This is a genomic window from Chitinophaga varians, from assembly GCF_014529945.1.
Classification (GTDB): Bacteria; Bacteroidota; Bacteroidia; order Chitinophagales; family Chitinophagaceae; genus Chitinophaga; species Chitinophaga varians.
Genome location: NZ_JACVFB010000003.1, coordinates 907,716 through 925,297, shown reverse-complemented (window position 1 = coordinate 925,297; position 17,582 = coordinate 907,716). Strand labels below are relative to the sequence as shown.

The following is a 17,582-nucleotide window of genomic DNA, read 5'->3' as shown; positions in this document are numbered from 1 at the left end:
TGCGAATTAAAATGATCAGTAGATGAAAGGATACAAAATGATGGGACTACTAACGGTAATGGCTATTGGCTTACATGCGTGTAGCCAGTCTGGGGGTAGTCTGAAAACTATTCCGGGCCGTCCGGCTTCCATTGGTTATGTAGGCGATACGGCCGACGTCATCAAACCCGTAACGGGCGGCGTGGCGCTGATTGGTGGTGGCGGTAATGTGGACGGGGCTTTCCGGTGGATGATCGCACGTAGCGGCGGTGGCGATGTGGTAGTGCTGACCGCTTCCGGCAATGCCGGATACAATGTGGATATCGATTCGCTGGGTAAGGTGAATTCCGTGGAGACGCTTAATATCACCAGCCGGGAGCTGGCGAATAATGATACCGTAGCGCGTATCATCCGAAATGCAGAGATGTTGTTTATCGCCGGCGGCGACCAATCCCGTTATATGAACAACTGGAGAGGTACCAAAACAGCGGAGGCTATCAACTACCTGCTGATGGAGAAAAAGGTGCCGGTAGGTGGCACCAGCGCCGGCTGTGCGGTCCTTAGCGGACTGTACTACAGCGGCGAAGGCGGCAGCGCGGTGTCCGACAGTGTGTTGGCCAATCCATATGATACGCTGGTGAAGGTATACAACAATGACTTTCTGCATGCGCCTTACCTGTCTAATACCATCAGTGATCAGCATTACGTGAAACGTGGCCGGCAGGGCAGGCATGTGACTTTTATGAGCCGTATTATCACCGATGATGGTATTTTTCCGATGGGTATTGCCCCGGATGAAAAGACGGCTGTCTGTATCGATGAGCATGGCGTGGCAACTGTTTTTGGGGTGAGCAAAGCTTATTTTATTCAGACAGATAGTGCCAAAAAACCGGAACTTTGTGTGAAAGGGCAGCCTTTGCAGTGGAATTGTAACGGGCAGGCCCTTAAGGTATATGAAATACCGGCTTCTGCTACCGGCAATGGCCGTTTCCCGTTGTCCCTCAACGATACTACAGCTGCCAGCGGTGGTACCTGGTACTGGTGGTGGGTAGAAAACGGCGTGCTGAAGACGAAGCAGATTTGATGATTTTATAAAACAAGACTTTACATGAAAAGAGGTTTTTGCTATTTGTTACTGGCCTGTTGCCTGATGATGATCGGAAATATAGCGTCGGCCCAGAAAAAAGCCGGCCAGTATGTATTGGTGATACACGGAGGTGCAGGCACTATCCTGAAAAAGAACATGTCGCCCGAAATGGAGGAAGCTTACAAGGTATCTCTGAAGCGGGCGTTGGAGAAGGGCTATGGCGTGCTGCAATCCGGCGGCAGCAGTCTCGATGCTGTAGAGGCAACCGTGCGGGTATTGGAAGACGATTCTCTTTTTAACGCTGGCAAAGGCGCTGTATTCACCCATGAGGGGCGTAATGAGCTGGATGCGGCTATCATGAACGGTAAAACCAGGGCAGCCGGCGCAGTAGCGGGTGTGACCGTGATAAAGAACCCAGTCAGCGCCGCCCGTGCGGTGATGGAGAAATCCGAGCATGTGATGATGATCGGCCCCGGCGCGGAGAAGTTTGCCAAAGAAGCCGGACTGGAAATGGTGGACCCTTCTTACTTCCGCACCGAGTCACGCTGGAAAGGCTTGCAGAAAGCGCTGAAAGAAGACTCGCTGGCCGCAGCCAAATCCAACGCCTATACGAACCCCGGTAAGTTCGGTATTATCAACAAGGACAATAAATTCGGTACGGTAGGTGCTGTAGCGCTGGACAAGCAGGGTAACCTGGCAGCGGCTACTTCCACCGGTGGCATGACCAACAAAAAGTACGGCCGTGTAGGTGATTCTCCTATTATCGGCGCTGGCACCTACGCTAATAATAACACCGTGGCCGTGTCCTGCACCGGCTGGGGCGAGTATTACATCCGCAACGTAGTCGCTTACGACCTTTCCGCGCTGATGGAATACAAAGGATTGTCTGTACAGGACGCCGGCAAAACCGTTATCAAAAAAGTCGGCGATATGGGCGGTGATGGTGGCCTTATCGCGCTGGACAAAAACGGTAATATGGCGATGCCTTTCAATACAGAAGGTATGTACAGAGGCGCGGTAACGAAAGAGGGGAAAATCGAGATTTATATCTATAAATAGGTCACGCAAAGCCGTCACACAAAGGCGCAAAGCAGCAAAGCAGCAAAGATTTTTTTAAGATTAAAAAGAAAGCAAAGGAGCGGAGATCATATTTTGATCTCCGCTCCTTTGCTTTCTTATAATTCTTGTTAATTCTTTGCTGCTTTGCTGCTTTGCGCCTTTGCGTGAAGTTAATTCAGTATCAGTATCCGCTAAATTTCAGGTATTGTGAATAAGTGGACTGGGCTACCTTACCAATACCATCTTTGTCAAGTGGAATGTGACCAACAATTATTTACAGATGCAGGATCTGTTAGAGAAAATATACAGGGACAATGATCAACTAGCTTTTCGCCAGCTGTTTTTGCAGTATAGCGACCGGCTGATTGTTTTTGCGGCTTCCCTGCTGCCTTCCCGCGAAGAGGCAGAAGAAGCAGTGTCCGATGTATTTGTGAAGATATGGCAGAACCGCGCCACGCTTCCTGCCGTGCGTAACCTCAATACTTATTTGTACACGGCTGTCCGTAATACCGCTTATAATTACCGCACCAGCGCAGGCAGGATGCCGGAAGTACTCACGGGTGAACATATCCAGGTAGCTGTCAATGCCATGGCTGCCTCCCCGGAAGATATGCTGATCAGCAAGGAAAACCTGCGGAAGATAGAATCGGCCATCAACCTGTTGCCCGCCCGCTGTAAACTGATCTTCCGCCTGGTAAAGGAAGACGGCCTCAAATACCGGGAGGTGGCGGAAATCCTGGAGGTATCCATCAACACGGTGAACACCCAAATGGCGATCGCCCTCAAAAAGCTGGGTGAGGTAATCGATATCCGTCAGCACTTCGGCTGGATGGAATGAGAAAATAAAAAAATAAAAAAAATTTCTCCCCCGCTTCATAGTATTTCTCCAAAATACTGTCTTATCTGTTACATCACCGTAACATGTCAATTTAATGGAACAACACGAAAGGCTTTGGGAACTGATGGCCAAACGGACGGCAGGCATTTTGTCGGCCGCTGAAGAGATGGAGCTGGAAGTCTTGCTGGAAGCTGCCCCTGAGGTGGCCCGGCAACAGGAGCTGTTGGACAAAATATCCCTGCAAAGTACGGGCAAGCCCACGCTGGAAAGGAAAGAAATACTGCTGGACCGCATCATGGGTGATATGGCTGCTGCTGAAAATAATGAAACGCCACGGATACCGGAAGCAACGGAAGACAGTACGCCGGCGCCACGCCGCCGCTGGCGGGCAATGGCGGCAGCAGCATCGCTGTTGCTGTTGCTCGGTGCCGCTACGATGACGTACCTGCGCACCACTACTGCTACGGTGGTATGGAGCACGGTACAAACGCGACCCGGTTCCAAAACACGCATCACGCTTCCGGACGGCACTTTGGTGATGCTCAACGCCGGCAGTACCTTATCCTATCCTAACAATTTCGCTAAATCAGGCAGGCAGGTGAAACTCACCGGGGAGGGGTATTTTGATGTGACTAAAATGGCCAACTATCCATTTGTTATCCATACCAATACGGTCGATATAAAAGTCCTCGGCACCACGTTCAACGTACGGGCTTACGCCGATGAACCACATACAGAAACAGCACTCATCAGTGGCGCGGTAGAAGTAACCGTGAAAGATGCAGGCAAACAACATATCACGCTCAGTCCCCGGCAGAAATTACTGGTGGCCAACTCCATTATGGACACTGCGTCGAAACCACTGCCAGCGGCCCGTCCGGATGATCAGAAACCATTGATTGTGTTGGAAAGTATGGAGAAGGAGCATGCCGGCAGCCTGATAGCCGAAGCTGCCTGGGTGGAAAACAGATTTGTATACCGTAATGAGAATTTTTCACAACTGATAAAAAGAATGGAAAGATGGTATGGCATTACCATAGAATGTCACAACCAGTCATTATTACAGACTTCCTTTACCGGCAACGTACAGGGAGAGTCGCTGGACCAACTGCTGGGCATGTTAAAACAGACCAAACAATTCGAATATAACGTCACCGCGGGAAAAGTCATTATTCATTAATCAAAGTCTAAATCGGTAGTTATGAAAGTACTGTCAGGCTTCACCTGATAACCACCTGTAACATCTTTATGAAAAAAGAACGGGAAATGCGCGCACATTCCCCGTTGTCAAGCATGAGGAGACCTTTTACGTTCGAAGGTTTCAGGGACTCCTATTGTATCAACTCAACAAATCCAAGGTATGAAAAAATTTACTAAGTCGGGATCTCCCACCGTATGGGCAAGGGTCCAGCAGATGTTATTGATTATGAAGTTCACCACGTTGTTGCTGCTACTGGTAGCGCAGGCTTCGGCCAGTGTTTATTCCCAGAAAAAGATCAGTATCCGGGCAGAGGCCACGCTCCTGGATAAAATGCTGATCATGCTGGAGAAGAAATCCAATTATCGTTTTTTCTTTAATAATGATGAGTTGAAAGATGTACCCCCTGTATCTATTGATATGAGTGGGGTGACCGTGACCGAAGCGCTGGACCGCCTGCTGTTGCCCCTTAACCTGCACTATAAAGTGCTGGACAATAACGTAGTGGTGGTAACCCGCGCCGGTAATGAAATCCGCGACAAACATATCAAAGGAAAGGTGGTCAACGCCAAAGGCGAACCGCTGCCAGGCGTTACGGTAAAAGTCTCCGGTGCCAACGCCGGCGCTGTCACCAACGCTCATGGCGAGTACGAACTGAATGCGCCGGACAATGCCACCCTGGTATTTTCCTTTATCGGGCACATCCAGCAAACCGTTGCCGTGGAAGGCCGTACCACGGTGAATATCACCCTGCAGGAAGATACACAGGGCCTCAACGAAGTGGTGGTCGTTGGTTATGGCAGCCAGAAAAAAGGTGACCTCACCGGCGCTGTGGCTACGCTGGACGGTAAAAAACTGGAAAGCCGGCCACTGGTGAACCTCGCACAGGGCCTGCAGGGCATGGTGCCCAACCTCAATGTGAACCTGAACAACGGCGCTCCGGGCAAAGGCGCTACCTTCAATGTGCGCGGCAACACTTCTATCAACGGCGGTGGCCCGCTGGTACTGGTAGATGGTGTGCAGATGGACCCTAACCTCATCAATCCTGCTGACGTGGCCAACGTGACCGTGCTGAAAGATGCGGCGTCTGCGGCGATCTACGGGGTAAGAGGCGCTTACGGCGTTATCCTCATCACTACCAAAAAACCGGGTAAGGATGCGCCGCTGCGGCTGAACTATTCTACGTCTTACACCATCACCCGCCCCACCCGCATGCCCAAATACCTCAATTCGGTAGATTATATCCGCATGCACCGCGAGGCCGACCGCACCGGCCAACTCTCCGGCGGCAATGCTGCTTCAGAACCTTTTACCACAGAAGATTCTGTTCGCGCTGCAGCTTATTTTAAAGATCCGGCCAACAACCTGCCGGTATATGTGGACCCCGCCAACCCTTCCAAATACCGCTATGTAGGCAATACCGACTGGATAAAAGAACTCTATCCCGGATGGGCGCCTATGATGGACCATAACGTGTCTATCTCCGGTGGCCAGGGTAAAACAGGCTACGTGGCCTCCCTCGGTTATTTCGATCAGAAAGGACTGCTGAAAGTAGCCAACGAAGATTTTAAAAGATACAATGCCAGCCTGAAACTGAATACAGAAGCAACTTCCTGGCTGGAGCTGAATATGAAAATGATGCTCAATCGTACGGAGAGCAACAAGCCAACTCCTGCGAGTCACGGCGGCCTTTCATCCGGCTGGATTTCCGGCGACCTACGCCCCATCATGCCTGTTTATCACCCCGATGGCCACTTCTCCGGACAGGGCTCTTTCACCAACATCGTAGCCCTCGCCACCCTCAACGGCCGCACCAAAGAAACCGCCAACGACCTGTGGCTCACCGGCGGATTTGTGCTGAAACCCGTGAAAAACCTGCGTATCGTAGGTGACTATACGTGGAACAGCTATAACCTGAACAACCAGCAACATTACAAAGAGTATCAGGAGTATGGCGCCAATGGCATACTGCTCGGCACTTTCCCATGGAGTAAGCCCAGCAGCGTAAAAGAAAGCAATAACAACGACTACTATATGGCGCTGAATGCCTATGCGGAATACTCCCGCCAGTTTGGTCAGCACTTCCTGAAAGCCATGGTAGGGTACAATCAGGAAAAGAAACAGGTGAAAGGGTTTAACGTAAAAGTGAAAAACCTGATCGATCAGACCATGCCGGCCATCAACCTCAACAACGACAACAGTCCGCTGGCCGATGGTCGCCAGTACAGCTGGGCACTGGCTGGTTCCTTCTTCCGGTTGAACTATGATTACGCCAACAAATACCTGCTGGAAGTAAACGGCCGTTACGATGGTACTTCCCGTTTCCCGGCCAACAGCCGCTACGTGTTCCTGCCTTCTGTATCTGCCGGCTGGCGCGTATCTGAAGAAGGATTCTTTAAACCATTGCTGGATGTGGTCAATGACCTGAAGCTGCGTGCTTCCTACGGTACTTTGGGCAACCAGGCGCTGAACCCGGATCAGAATGCCAATACGGACATTTATCCTTACATCCCTACGATGCCAGGCGGTAAGGTCGATTATATCTTCGATGATCAGAAAGGCGTATATGTAGGCGTGCCCGGTCTGGTAAGCCAGCATTTCACCTGGGAAAAAGTGAGCACGCGCAACTTCGGTTTGGATGTAACCCTGCTGAAAAACCGTCTCAGCGCCACTTTCGACTGGTATATCCGTGATACCAAAGACATGTTGCTGAATGGTTATCCGCTGCCTGGTATCCTCGGCACGTCCGCTCCCAAAGTGAATACCGGCGAAATGCGCACCAAAGGCTGGGAACTGGGCGTGAATTGGAGAGATAAGATCAACGATGATCTTTCCTATGAAGTGAATCTGGCTTTGTCTGATTACTCCGCCACCATCACCCGCTACGATCTCAATCCCACCAAAACACTCGGCAGCAATACCTACTACGTCGGGCAGAAGCTGGACGAGATCTGGGGATATGTGACCGACGGATTTTTCCAGTCAGACGCAGAAGCAGCGGGCGCAGATCAGTCCAACCTCTGGAACGGCAAATGGCTGGCCGGCGATATCCGGTTCAAAGACCTGAACGGCGACAAAAAAATCACCAGCGGCCAGAATACCGCCGTGGACCCGGGTGACCGTAAAGTGATCGGTAACAAAACGCCCCGTTATCAGTTCGGACTGAACCTCTCCGTGCAATACAAAAACTTTGATTTTAACATGCTCATTCAGGGCGTGGGCAAACGCGACGTGATGCTGGACGGCAACACCTTCTGGGGTTTCAAAAGCGAATGGGACGTACCGATGGTATACCAGCTCGATTACTGGACACCGGAGACCCCCAATGCCTATTATCCGCGCCAGCGCTTTGGTGGCGGCGGCAACTTCCAGGCACAAACGAAATACCTGCAGCATGCAGCGTATGCCCGTATGAAAAATCTGTCGATCGGATACACGTTGCCCGCTACAGCCATGCGCGCTATGCGAATGCAGAAACTGCGTGTATACGTGTCTGCACAGAACCTGTTCGAAGTGACCAGGCTGCACAAAGCTTACGATCCGGAAATATTTGATGCGAAAGACTATCCGCTTAACAGGGCTATCTCTTTCGGTTTGCAACTGGGCTTATAATCCATCCAAAACATGATGATGATGAAAAAAATAAATATCATATATGCGTTGACGTTATCAGTGATGGCATTAGCCGGCTGTAAGCGTGATTCTTTCCTCGACCTGAATCCGGACGATGCTTTCAGTGATCCGACTTTCTTTAAGAACGAGTCTGACCTGAAGTTGTATTGTAACGGTTTTTACAATACCCTGCCCGTGATGGACAATAATTCGGACAATAACTCCGACGATATGGTGCCGCGCAGTAAAGACGCGTTTTTGTCGGGCCAGTACATAGTGCCCATCGTAAAAGATGACGATAAAGGCGAATGGAGCTGGAAGAACGAAAGGAGCGTCAACTACTTCCTGTCCCGCTACCAGCGCGCTGCCGCAGGGGATGATGTGAAAAATAAATATGCAGCCGAAGCGCGTTTCTTCCGGGCATTGTATTTCTGGCAGAAAGTAAAACGTTATGGTGATGTGCCCTGGTTCTCCAAAGACCTGAATGAAAATTCACCGGAGCTGAATCTGCCGCGTACGCCGCACAAGCAGGTGATGGACTCTGTATTGGCAGACCTGAACTTTGCCGTTGATAACCTGCCGGTGCCTGGTAGCGCAGAAAAAGGCCGCCTGCATAAATATGCTGCCGCTGCATTGAAAGCACGTATCTGCCTGTGGGAAGGCACTTACCGCAAGTATCATAACCTGAGCGACGACCAGCCGATGATACGCGAAGCGGCTAACGCCGCGCAGCTGGTAATGGCCAGCGGTATGTATGATCTGTATACTACCGGACATCCTGCTACCGATTATTACAATCTGTTTATACAGGAAGAACTGCTGGGCAATAAAGAAGCGATTATGCCCAAACGTTTTATCAAGGATGTGTTCATGCACAATCTGACCCGTCAGCTGGGAGAAGGTAATACCGGTTTCAGCAAAAGTTTTGTACGCTCTTTCCTGTGTACCGACGGCCTGCCGACTGCCCTCAGTCCGCTGTATAAAGGCGATGATTCCATCCAGGCGGAAATCACCAACCGTGATCCCCGTTTTGGACAGCTGATCGCTACCCCGGGGTTTGTGTTTCAGGTAGATGCCAGCGGCAACAAGGATATTATTACGCTGCCGCGTATAGGCACCAGCGTTACCAGTACCGGATACCAGCGGGTGAAGGGCCGTTCCTCCAGTCTGGAGCAGTGGAACGCCAATCAGTCTACGCTGGACCTGTTTATTTTCCGTTATGCGGAAGTATTGCTGGTATATGCAGAAGCCAAAGCAGAGCTCAATGAGTGTGATCAAAACGTGATCGATCAAACGATCAGCAGACTGCGTGCAAGGGTAGGCATGCCTGCCATGCAGATCGATGCGCTGGTAAAAGACCCGAAGTCCGATTTCCCTGCCTTACCGGTGCTGCTCGATGAAATCCGCCGTGAGAGAAGGGTAGAGCTGGGCGCTGAAGGTTTCCGTTTTGATGACCTGCTACGCTGGAATGCCGGCAAGCTCATCGAAAATCCTGCGTCTGTCCTGGGAATGAAACTGCGCCCTGAAGTAAAAGCCCAGTATCCTAATCAGGGACAGGTGAAAGACATCGTGCTGGATGCCAACGGCTACATCCGGGTATATCCCGACATTATTGCCAGGGTATGGAATGATAAAATGTATCTGTATCCTATTCCCACACAGGAACTGACATTGAATCCTAAGCTGCTGCCGCAGAATAAAGGCTGGTAGTCAATTACGAATGACGAGTTACGAATTTGGGGCATGTATGAACAAATGTTTTGTTCGTGCATGCCCCAAGTGGCTTTTTAAGGTCCTGTATTGCTTTTGTTTGTCCGGTTGCGTATTTTAAAGTTTTTTAAAGATCTTGTTTTATACTTTAAGCGTTTTGTTGGAGGTCATTGAATGAAAGAAAATCTCAATTCGTAATCCGTAATTCGTAATCCGTAATTCCACTTCGTAATTGGGCTAAATGTTATTTAATTATGAAATCCAGCCGCAGCGGGCATTAAAGGAAAGTGATACAAGCATCACCATATTATATTTGTGACCAAAATCTATCTGGATGACCGCCCACGAGCTACATACTGAGAACAACCTGTTCCGGGCGATTGCCAACGGAGATGAGAAAGCATTTGAGACGCTTTTTCATCAGTACCGTAATAAAGTATACACCATCGCCTGGAAGATCACCGGCTCCGAAGCGGTAGCGGAGGAGATCGTGCTGGACGTGTTTCTGAAGGTATGGTTGAAAAGAGAGCAGCTGCCGGAGCTGGAATATTTTACCGCCTGGCTGTTTACGATTACCCGTAACCGTGTGTTCAAAACCATGAAACAGCTGGCGCAGCAAGCCACCAGTCACGCTATTTCTGATCAGGAAGAGTGGTTGTTGCCGCCGGTAGCTTCTTCCAGTGAGCAGTTGCTGGAAAAAGAATACCGTCAGATATTACATGATGCCGTGTCCCGTTTGTCGCCCCAGCAGCAAAAAGTTTACCAGCTGATCAAAGAGCACGGCATGAAAAGGGAGGAGGCGGCCAGGGCGCTGAACCTTTCGCCCGAAACCGTGAAACGCCATCTGGCAGAGGCGATGCACTTCATTCGTACTTATTGTAGTTATCATCTGGGCACCTACACCACCCTGCTGATTATTAAGGAATTGTTATGAAGCAGATTTTTTCTGTTTCCCACTGACCCATTTTTCTTTTTAAGGGATTTCTTTTGATATACCCGGCACAAAACCGGTCTACAGGATGTCCCGATTTGAATCACTATTTCGCAAATCGCTGGAGAAAACCAGCACCGAGGCTGAGCAACAGGAGCTCATGCAGCTTATTGCCCGGTCGCAGCACGACGAAGCGTTGTTGCAGCTGCTGGACGAGGTGATCGCCGCTTCCGGTGACGAGCAGGTTATGCCGGAACATCGTGCCCGGGAAGTGCTGGCCATTATCCTGGAGGCCAGAACGAAGCCTGCAGCTGCCGGCAGGGCCGTGCCTATGCGCTGGTGGGCGGCCGCCGCATCGCTGCTGTTGCTCGCAGGCGCAGCGTGGTATCTGCTTCGCCGTCCCGTTGCTCATACGCCCAATACCGCTCCGGCAATAGCGATGCAGGACATACGGCCCGGTACACAGAGCGCTGTCCTTACGCTCGACGATGGCAGCCAGGTGGTGCTCGACAGCCTGCATCAGGGCAGCATCCGCAACAGCAATGGCGCGGTGGTCCATCTGGGCCGGCATACACTGGCATACAACGATCATAACGACGCCGGTCCGGCTTACAATACCTTGTCCACTCCCCGCGGAAAACTATTCCATCTCATCCTGCCTGACGGTACAGAAGTGTGGCTCAATGCCGCCAGTTCACTGCGTTATCCGGTCAGCTTCAACACCGCCGAGCGGGTGGTAGAGCTGAACGGCGAAGCCTACTTCGAGGTGAAACAAGCTGCCGCAAAGCCTTTCCGTGTGAAAACAGGAGGAGAGAGTGAGATCAGGGTGCTCGGGACTGGCTTTAACGTGAATGCCTATACCAATGAGCCGGCTGTGACCACTACCTTATTACACGGCAGCGTGCAGGTGCTGGCAGCGCGGCAGCAGCAGTTGCTGAAGCCTGGCCAGCAGGCGGCTACGGCAGGTGCCGGCATCAAAGTACAGGTGGCGGACACCAGCCAGGTGACAGCCTGGAAAGAAGGCATGTTCCAGTTCGACAACGCCGGTATTCAACAGGTGATGAACCAACTGGAACGGTGGTACGATATCACGGTCGTTTATGAAGGCGGTGTCCCGGATATCCGTTTCGGTGGTAAAATGGAGCGGGACCTGGACCTACACAGCATACTGAGAATACTGGAAATATCTAACGTACACTATCGTCTGGAGGGAAGAAAACTAGTCATCACGCAATAACGAAAAAAGATTGTCATACCAGCCATTCCTGCGCCCCGGGAGCGCAGCAGGGCATTGTATGCCTGTAATGATCCTTTAAATTCTGAAATCACCATAATGATGTCCAAACAGTTTTACGCAACAAGACCTTCTATTCCGCCGGATCCTATGCCCCGGCAGAACAACAGCCGGCAGGCACGCAACCGTGCGCTGTGGCCATGTATGCTGCTATTGTCTGCGGTGCTGTGCCTTCAGGTGCAGGCGCGCACCCTGGGCCAGTCCATCACCCTGTCGGGTAGAAACCTCTCTTTTAAAGAGATCTTTCATGCACTGGAAAAACAAACCGGCTATGTGGTCTTTTACAACACCGCTATGTTGAGCAGAACAACACCTGTCACCATCACCGTGAAAAATATGAACATCACGGAGTTTCTGCGTGCTGTCATGGCTGATCAACCGATAGATTTCGAGATCAGCGCGAAGACCATTACCATTAAAGAAAAGGCTAAAAACCTCGCGGAGGCTGCCGCAGCACAACCGGAAAACGTACCCGCCAAAGACCCGCCGGTAAAAGGGAAGGTGCTGGATAACGAAGGTAATCCTCTCCCCGGCGCTACAGTGGCTGTTGCCGGGAGTACTCATGGCGTGCAGACCAACGAGAAAGGAGAATTCACCATAACAGCCGGTAAAAATGCTTCGCTGCTCATCACTTATATCGGCTTTGAAAGAAGGGTGGTAGCCCTTGCCCATGAACAGCAACCCCTGACCATACAACTGACGCCTGCCAAAAAAGATATCAACGAGGTAGTAGTGATCGGCTACGGCGCCGTGGCTAAAAAAGATCTTACCGGCGCCGTGTCCACCGTGCGTCCTGCAGATATTGAAGGCCTCCCGGTAACCCGGGTGGACCAGATGTTGCAAGGCCGTATCGCCGGTGCGGAAATTGTTTCTGCCGACGGCGAGCCCGGCTCCGGCACCTCTGTACGCATACGCGGTACACGCTCTATCACCGCCAGCAACGAACCGCTCTACATCGTAGATGGCCTGATGGACGGTATCACCAGCCTCAATGAACTGAATCCTTCAGATATCGCTTCCATCAACGTACTGAAAGACGCTTCTTCCACCGCCATCTACGGTTCCCGCGGCAGCAACGGTGTGATCATCATCACCACCAAATCGGGCGCCAACAGGGCCGGAAAGACCAATTTCACTTTCCGCTCCGACCTGGGCAGCTCCGTATTGCCCCGCTATCTGGACCTCATGAATGCGACAGAGTTCGCGCAGCTGCAAAACGACCGTTTTTATTTCAGCAACGCCACCAATCCTACCCGGCCGCTGGAAGAATACCCGTATCCGGACCCGCTGTCGCTGGGAGAAGGCACCAACTGGACCAAAGAAATTACCCGGACAGCCCCCTATCAGAACTATACGTTATCGGCCAATGGCGGCGATAAAGCCACACAGTACTACTTCTCTGCCAATTACAACGATAACCAGGGCATCATCAAAAACAGCGGCCTTAAACGTTATCAGGTCCGTCTTAACCTCGACAGGACCATTAGCCGCTACGTGAAAGCCGGCGTACGTTTTAACTATTCACAGATTGCGCGTAAACTCAATAACGCCGACGTAGGTACGAGCACGTTATGGTACCGCTCCACCATCTTCCTGTCGCCCACCATGCCGGCTTATAAGCCGGACGGCAGCTTCAATGACTGGAACACCCAATGGTACAGCGGCACCCTGTTCGATTCTCCGCTGGCCAACGTGGAGCTCAAACAAAACGATGCATTGGAAAAAAGCCTGAGCTCCATGGGATATATTGAAATCACCCCGATAAAAAATATCCTGATCAGGTCTACCGTATCGTATACAGACTATAGCAAGAATGACAACCAGTTCACTCCTTCTACCATGCCGTCGCGCGCCAATGCCAATACCGGCGCATATGCGTATAAACGTAGCTACTACGATAACAACATCCTGAACGAGAACACCATTACCTATAAAAATACCTGGAACCGCGTACACAACTTCGATGCGATGTACGGCTTCACCGTGCAGAAGAAAAAATTCAATAACATGTCCGCCAGCGGAAATGGTTATTTTATTGATGACATCGGCACTAACGACCTCGGTGCATTACCTTCCAAAGAGACGATCAATATCGGGTCCTCATTGGAAAACCTCGGCCGTATGTCGCATCTGGCGCGTATTAACTACAACTACCGCAACAAATATTATGTAACGGCTACCGGTCGCGCTGACGGCGCCTCCAACTTCTCACAGGACCATAAGTGGGCTTACTTCCCGTCTGCCGCCGTAAAATGGAATATCGCCAACGAGCCGTTTATGCGCCGTTTCCGTGATATCAGCGAACTATCTGTGCGCCTGAGTGCCGGCACTTCCGGCAACGATGCCATTTCCAGGTACCAGTCGCTTTCCCGCCTCAACTCTACTTCTTCGGGTTATCTCTTCGGGGGCACGCAGCCGGTGGCATACTATCCCGCACGCATCGAGAACGAAGGACTCACCTGGGAGAAGACCACGTCCTACAATGCCGGACTGGATTTGTCTTTCCTCAACAAAAGGGTGGACATCTCCCTGGAAGTATATAAAAGCAACACCTCAGATTTGTTGTTGACCGTGCAACTGCCTACCCACACCGGTTTCGGTTCAAGGCTGGCCAATATCGGAAAGACCTCCAACAAAGGCATAGAGCTGACTGTAAACACGGAAAACATCCGCCGGAAAAATTTCTCGTGGTCTACCACTTTCACCATCGCGCGTAATAAACAGCTGGTGGAAGATATCGGTGGCCTGGACCGGGTATCTGTATATGATAACCCCTATGGCGCACAATACATGATGTACGGTTATGTAAAAGGCCAACCGCTGAATGCCTTGTGGGGCATGGAATACGCCGGTGTCTGGAAAAGTCAGGCAGAGATAGACCAGGATAAGAAAGATAAAAAATATGCCTCCGCAGCGGTGAGTTATTATTCACCTGGCCGTCAGCGTTACATCGATCAGAACCACGATGGCATCCTCGATAACAACGACATGAAATATCTCGGAAACGCTGATCCCGACTTCTATGGCGGTATTCAGAATACAGTGAGCTTTAAAAAGCTGATGATCTCTTTTTATTTCAACTACAGCGTAGGAGGGCAGATTTACAATCCCACCGAACTGTTTATGGGCACCGGTACTTACCTGAGTAACCAATACCGTTATATGGTGAACGCATGGCATCCTGTGCGGAACCCCAATTCCGATTATCCGAGGGCTGATTCGAAAGATGATATTCCCAACGACCGGTTTGTGCATTCCGCCACTTTCCTGCGGTTTAAGAATTTCTCCGTTGCCTATCCTTTTGATCTGAGCAAGATCACCAAAAAGCGGCTACAGTCCCTTTCCCTGTCGCTGGGCGGTAACAACCTCGTGCTGTGGAAATATTACAACGGTTACGATCCGGAAGTATCCACACAGAGTGGTAGTTCCACTATGCGCCGTATGGATAACGGCGCTTATCCATCCAGCCGTACGATCACTTTCGGTGCGGAATTAAAATTTTAAAGTATTGGGTATGAAAAGAAAACTGAATTATATCATTGCCTTGTTGTTGTTGGCCGGTGCTACCGGGTTTACCAGTTGTAAGAAATTGCTGGAAGAAGAGCCCAGCAGTTTTGTGAGCCCCGATGATTTTTTCAAAAATGAAAATCAATGTATCGCTGCGCTGAATGGTTGTTACATGCCGCTCAACAGTATCTATATCTCTGATCTGATTATTCCGCTGGAAGGTTCTACAGACCTGGCTTTTCTCAATTCCTCGCAGCTGGATGCCAAGTTCGAAATATCTCCGGCCAATCCCGGTATGGGCGATAACGTATGGACCGCCTGCTATAACGGCGTGATGTATTGCAACGCCGCTATTGATGGTATTGAAAAGGCCACCATTGCAGCAGATAAGAAGCCGCCGCTGAAAGCAGAAGGCGTGGTGTTACGCGCTTTGTACTATTACATCCTCACCAGCACTTTTAATGATGTGCCCTATTACACGCAGAATGTCAACAGTCTCACCGCCCTCAATGAAGTGATGAAGCTGGGCCGCATGAGTGCCGTGGAAACAAGGGACAAGCTGATAAAAGAACTTCTGGAATATGCGCCGAAACTGCCGCAGGCACGTACTTCCGAAGTGCCGCAGAACCGTATTTCTGCTGCTATGGCGTATATGCTTATCGGTAAGCTGGCCTTGTGGAATAAAGAATACCAGGTATGTGTAGATGCCATGGAAGCCATCCGGAAAGTGTATGGTCAGCTGGCGCAATATCCTTTGCAGGATACCTGGTTCCGTAATAAAAACACGCCGGAATCTATTTTCGAAGTACAATACACCTGGTCTGCCACCGGCCTGAAAAAGACCACCAACGTGGCTGCCTTCTTCACGCCTACCAAAGCGGCCGGTACCAGCACTTATGACGGGGTGAACATCCCCGAGCTGGGCACTAAAGCGAATCCTTTTAACTCCGTGACGCCTACTGAGTATTTCATGAAGCTGTATGATTATGCCGATCCGCGCAGGGAGATGATATTGGCCTATAGCTACAACGGCGCTTATTTCAAACGTCCGATGCAAAATAACGGTACCGGTAAAGCATGGATGGGACCTAAATTCTGGTGCCCTGCCATGGATAACATTGCAGACGGTAACAATCAGAAAGTGTTTCGTTATGCAGATGCGCTGCTCATGCTGGCAGAAGCCGCTAATGAAACCGGTGATGCCGGCCTCGCCCTGCAATGCCTGAACGAAGTAAAAGGTCGGGCTTATGATGCCCTGAAGCTCCCTGCTTATCCCGGCAAGACGGAGTTCCTGGAAGAAGTGAAAAAGGAGCGCGCCCGTGAACTGATGGGCGAATATGGCCGTAAATGGGACCTGGTGAGATGGGGTGTTTTCTACAAAGCCGTCAGCGAAACAGCCGGCGCAGAGTATGAAGTCATCAAAAATAACCTGCGGCCTTATCACGAATATTATCCGATACCGGACAAAGAAGTATTACGTTCCGGTGGTATTCTTACTAATCCAGCTTATAAATAATTGTTATCATGAATCGTTTTTTAGTATCACTGTTTTTATGTCTGTATATCGCCGGCGCACAGGCGCAGGCGCCGCTCCGCGTATTGAGCTACAACATCCTGGAAGGGATGGTGACCGACACCACCAAAGGGAAAGAGGTATTTGTACAATGGGTGAAACAATTTAATCCGGATATCGTGGCCCTGCAGGAGTGTAATAAGTTCACCCAGAAAACGCTGGAAGAGCTGGCCGCCACGTGGGGACATCCTTACGCCGTGATCGTGAAAGAGAACGGTTACCCTACCGGTCTTACCTCCCGGTACCCCATCACCAATATCCGTAAAGTGAACGAGAACATGACGCATGGCTTCATCATGGGCAATATATTGGATTATAATATTGTGGTGCTGCATCTCAATCCGCATAAATTTCGCAAGCGCCGGGAGGAGATCTCCAATATCCTGGCCAACGTAGAACAAACAAAAGATAAACGTGGCTGGATACTCATGGGTGATTTTAACTCCAACACCGCACAGGATATGGCCCGGCTGGACACTAACCGCATCAAGGTGGCACATCTCAATGCTGTGAAGAAAAATCCCAACATCGAAAATCTGGACAACGGCAACATTGATTTTGAGGTGCAACAACGTATGCTGGATGCCGGTTTTGTAGATGCGCTTTTTGAGCACGACCGGCTGGAGCGGGCTACCGGTGGAAAAGACATCATTCGCAGTACATCCCGTATCGATTATATCTACCTCAGCAAAGATCTCGCGAAGAAATTAAAGACCTGTCACTTTATCTATGATGATTTCACCGCCAAATACTCCGATCACAGGCCGGTTTATATGGAGCTGAAAAAATAAAAT

The 17,582-nt window shown here is 50.5% G+C and carries 11 protein-coding genes; all 11 read left to right on the top strand.

The genetic code is table 11. The features are described from left to right. Positions 1 to 22 precede the first annotated feature (22 nt). The 11 genes from ICL55_RS18135 (at position 23) to ICL55_RS18085 (ending at position 17,579) form a co-directional block, all read left to right on the top strand. Complete coding sequence (locus ICL55_RS18135; protein WP_188099823.1) at positions 23 to 1,063, top strand: cyanophycinase; 1,041 nt, start codon at positions 23 to 25, stop codon at positions 1,061 to 1,063. Positions 1,064 to 1,087: 24 nt separating this feature from the next. Then, positions 1,088 to 2,125 carry an isoaspartyl peptidase/L-asparaginase family protein gene (locus ICL55_RS18130; protein WP_188099821.1) on the top strand — a complete coding sequence of 346 codons (1,038 nt, stop codon included), beginning with the start codon at positions 1,088 to 1,090 and terminating at the stop codon, positions 2,123 to 2,125. Positions 2,126 to 2,405: 280 nt separating this feature from the next. Then, on the top strand, positions 2,406 to 2,963 hold the full coding sequence (locus ICL55_RS18125; RefSeq protein ID WP_188099819.1) for an RNA polymerase sigma factor: 558 nt from the start codon (positions 2,406 to 2,408) through the stop codon (positions 2,961 to 2,963). Positions 2,964 to 3,057: 94 nt separating this feature from the next. Next, positions 3,058 to 4,143 carry a FecR family protein gene (locus ICL55_RS18120; RefSeq protein ID WP_188099817.1) on the top strand — a complete coding sequence of 362 codons (1,086 nt, stop codon included), beginning with the start codon at positions 3,058 to 3,060 and terminating at the stop codon, positions 4,141 to 4,143. 180 nt (positions 4,144 to 4,323) lie between these two features. After that, positions 4,324 to 7,773 carry a SusC/RagA family TonB-linked outer membrane protein gene (locus tag ICL55_RS18115; RefSeq protein ID WP_223151492.1) on the top strand — a complete coding sequence of 1,150 codons (3,450 nt, stop codon included), beginning with the start codon at positions 4,324 to 4,326 and terminating at the stop codon, positions 7,771 to 7,773. A gap of 21 nt (positions 7,774 to 7,794) precedes the next feature. Next, positions 7,795 to 9,483, top strand: coding sequence for a RagB/SusD family nutrient uptake outer membrane protein (locus tag ICL55_RS18110; protein WP_223151491.1), 1,689 nt, complete (start codon positions 7,795 to 7,797; stop codon positions 9,481 to 9,483). 334 nt (positions 9,484 to 9,817) lie between these two features. Next, positions 9,818 to 10,417 carry an RNA polymerase sigma factor gene (locus ICL55_RS18105; RefSeq protein WP_188099813.1) on the top strand — a complete coding sequence of 200 codons (600 nt, stop codon included), beginning with the start codon at positions 9,818 to 9,820 and terminating at the stop codon, positions 10,415 to 10,417. A gap of 85 nt (positions 10,418 to 10,502) precedes the next feature. Next, the gene (locus tag ICL55_RS18100) at positions 10,503 to 11,651 is read left to right on the top strand and encodes a FecR family protein (RefSeq protein WP_188099811.1); all 1,149 of its coding nucleotides are present in this window, start codon (positions 10,503 to 10,505) and stop codon (positions 11,649 to 11,651) included. Positions 11,652 to 11,750: 99 nt separating this feature from the next. Further along, positions 11,751 to 15,212 carry a TonB-dependent receptor gene (locus ICL55_RS18095; protein ID WP_246496422.1) on the top strand — a complete coding sequence of 1,154 codons (3,462 nt, stop codon included), beginning with the start codon at positions 11,751 to 11,753 and terminating at the stop codon, positions 15,210 to 15,212. A gap of 10 nt (positions 15,213 to 15,222) precedes the next feature. Next, entirely contained in the window at positions 15,223 to 16,731 is a 1,509-nt protein-coding gene (locus ICL55_RS18090; RefSeq protein WP_188099807.1) for a RagB/SusD family nutrient uptake outer membrane protein, read from the top strand. A gap of 8 nt (positions 16,732 to 16,739) precedes the next feature. Continuing rightward, complete coding sequence (locus ICL55_RS18085; protein WP_188099805.1) at positions 16,740 to 17,579, top strand: endonuclease/exonuclease/phosphatase family protein; 840 nt, start codon at positions 16,740 to 16,742, stop codon at positions 17,577 to 17,579. Positions 17,580 to 17,582 lie beyond the last annotated feature (3 nt).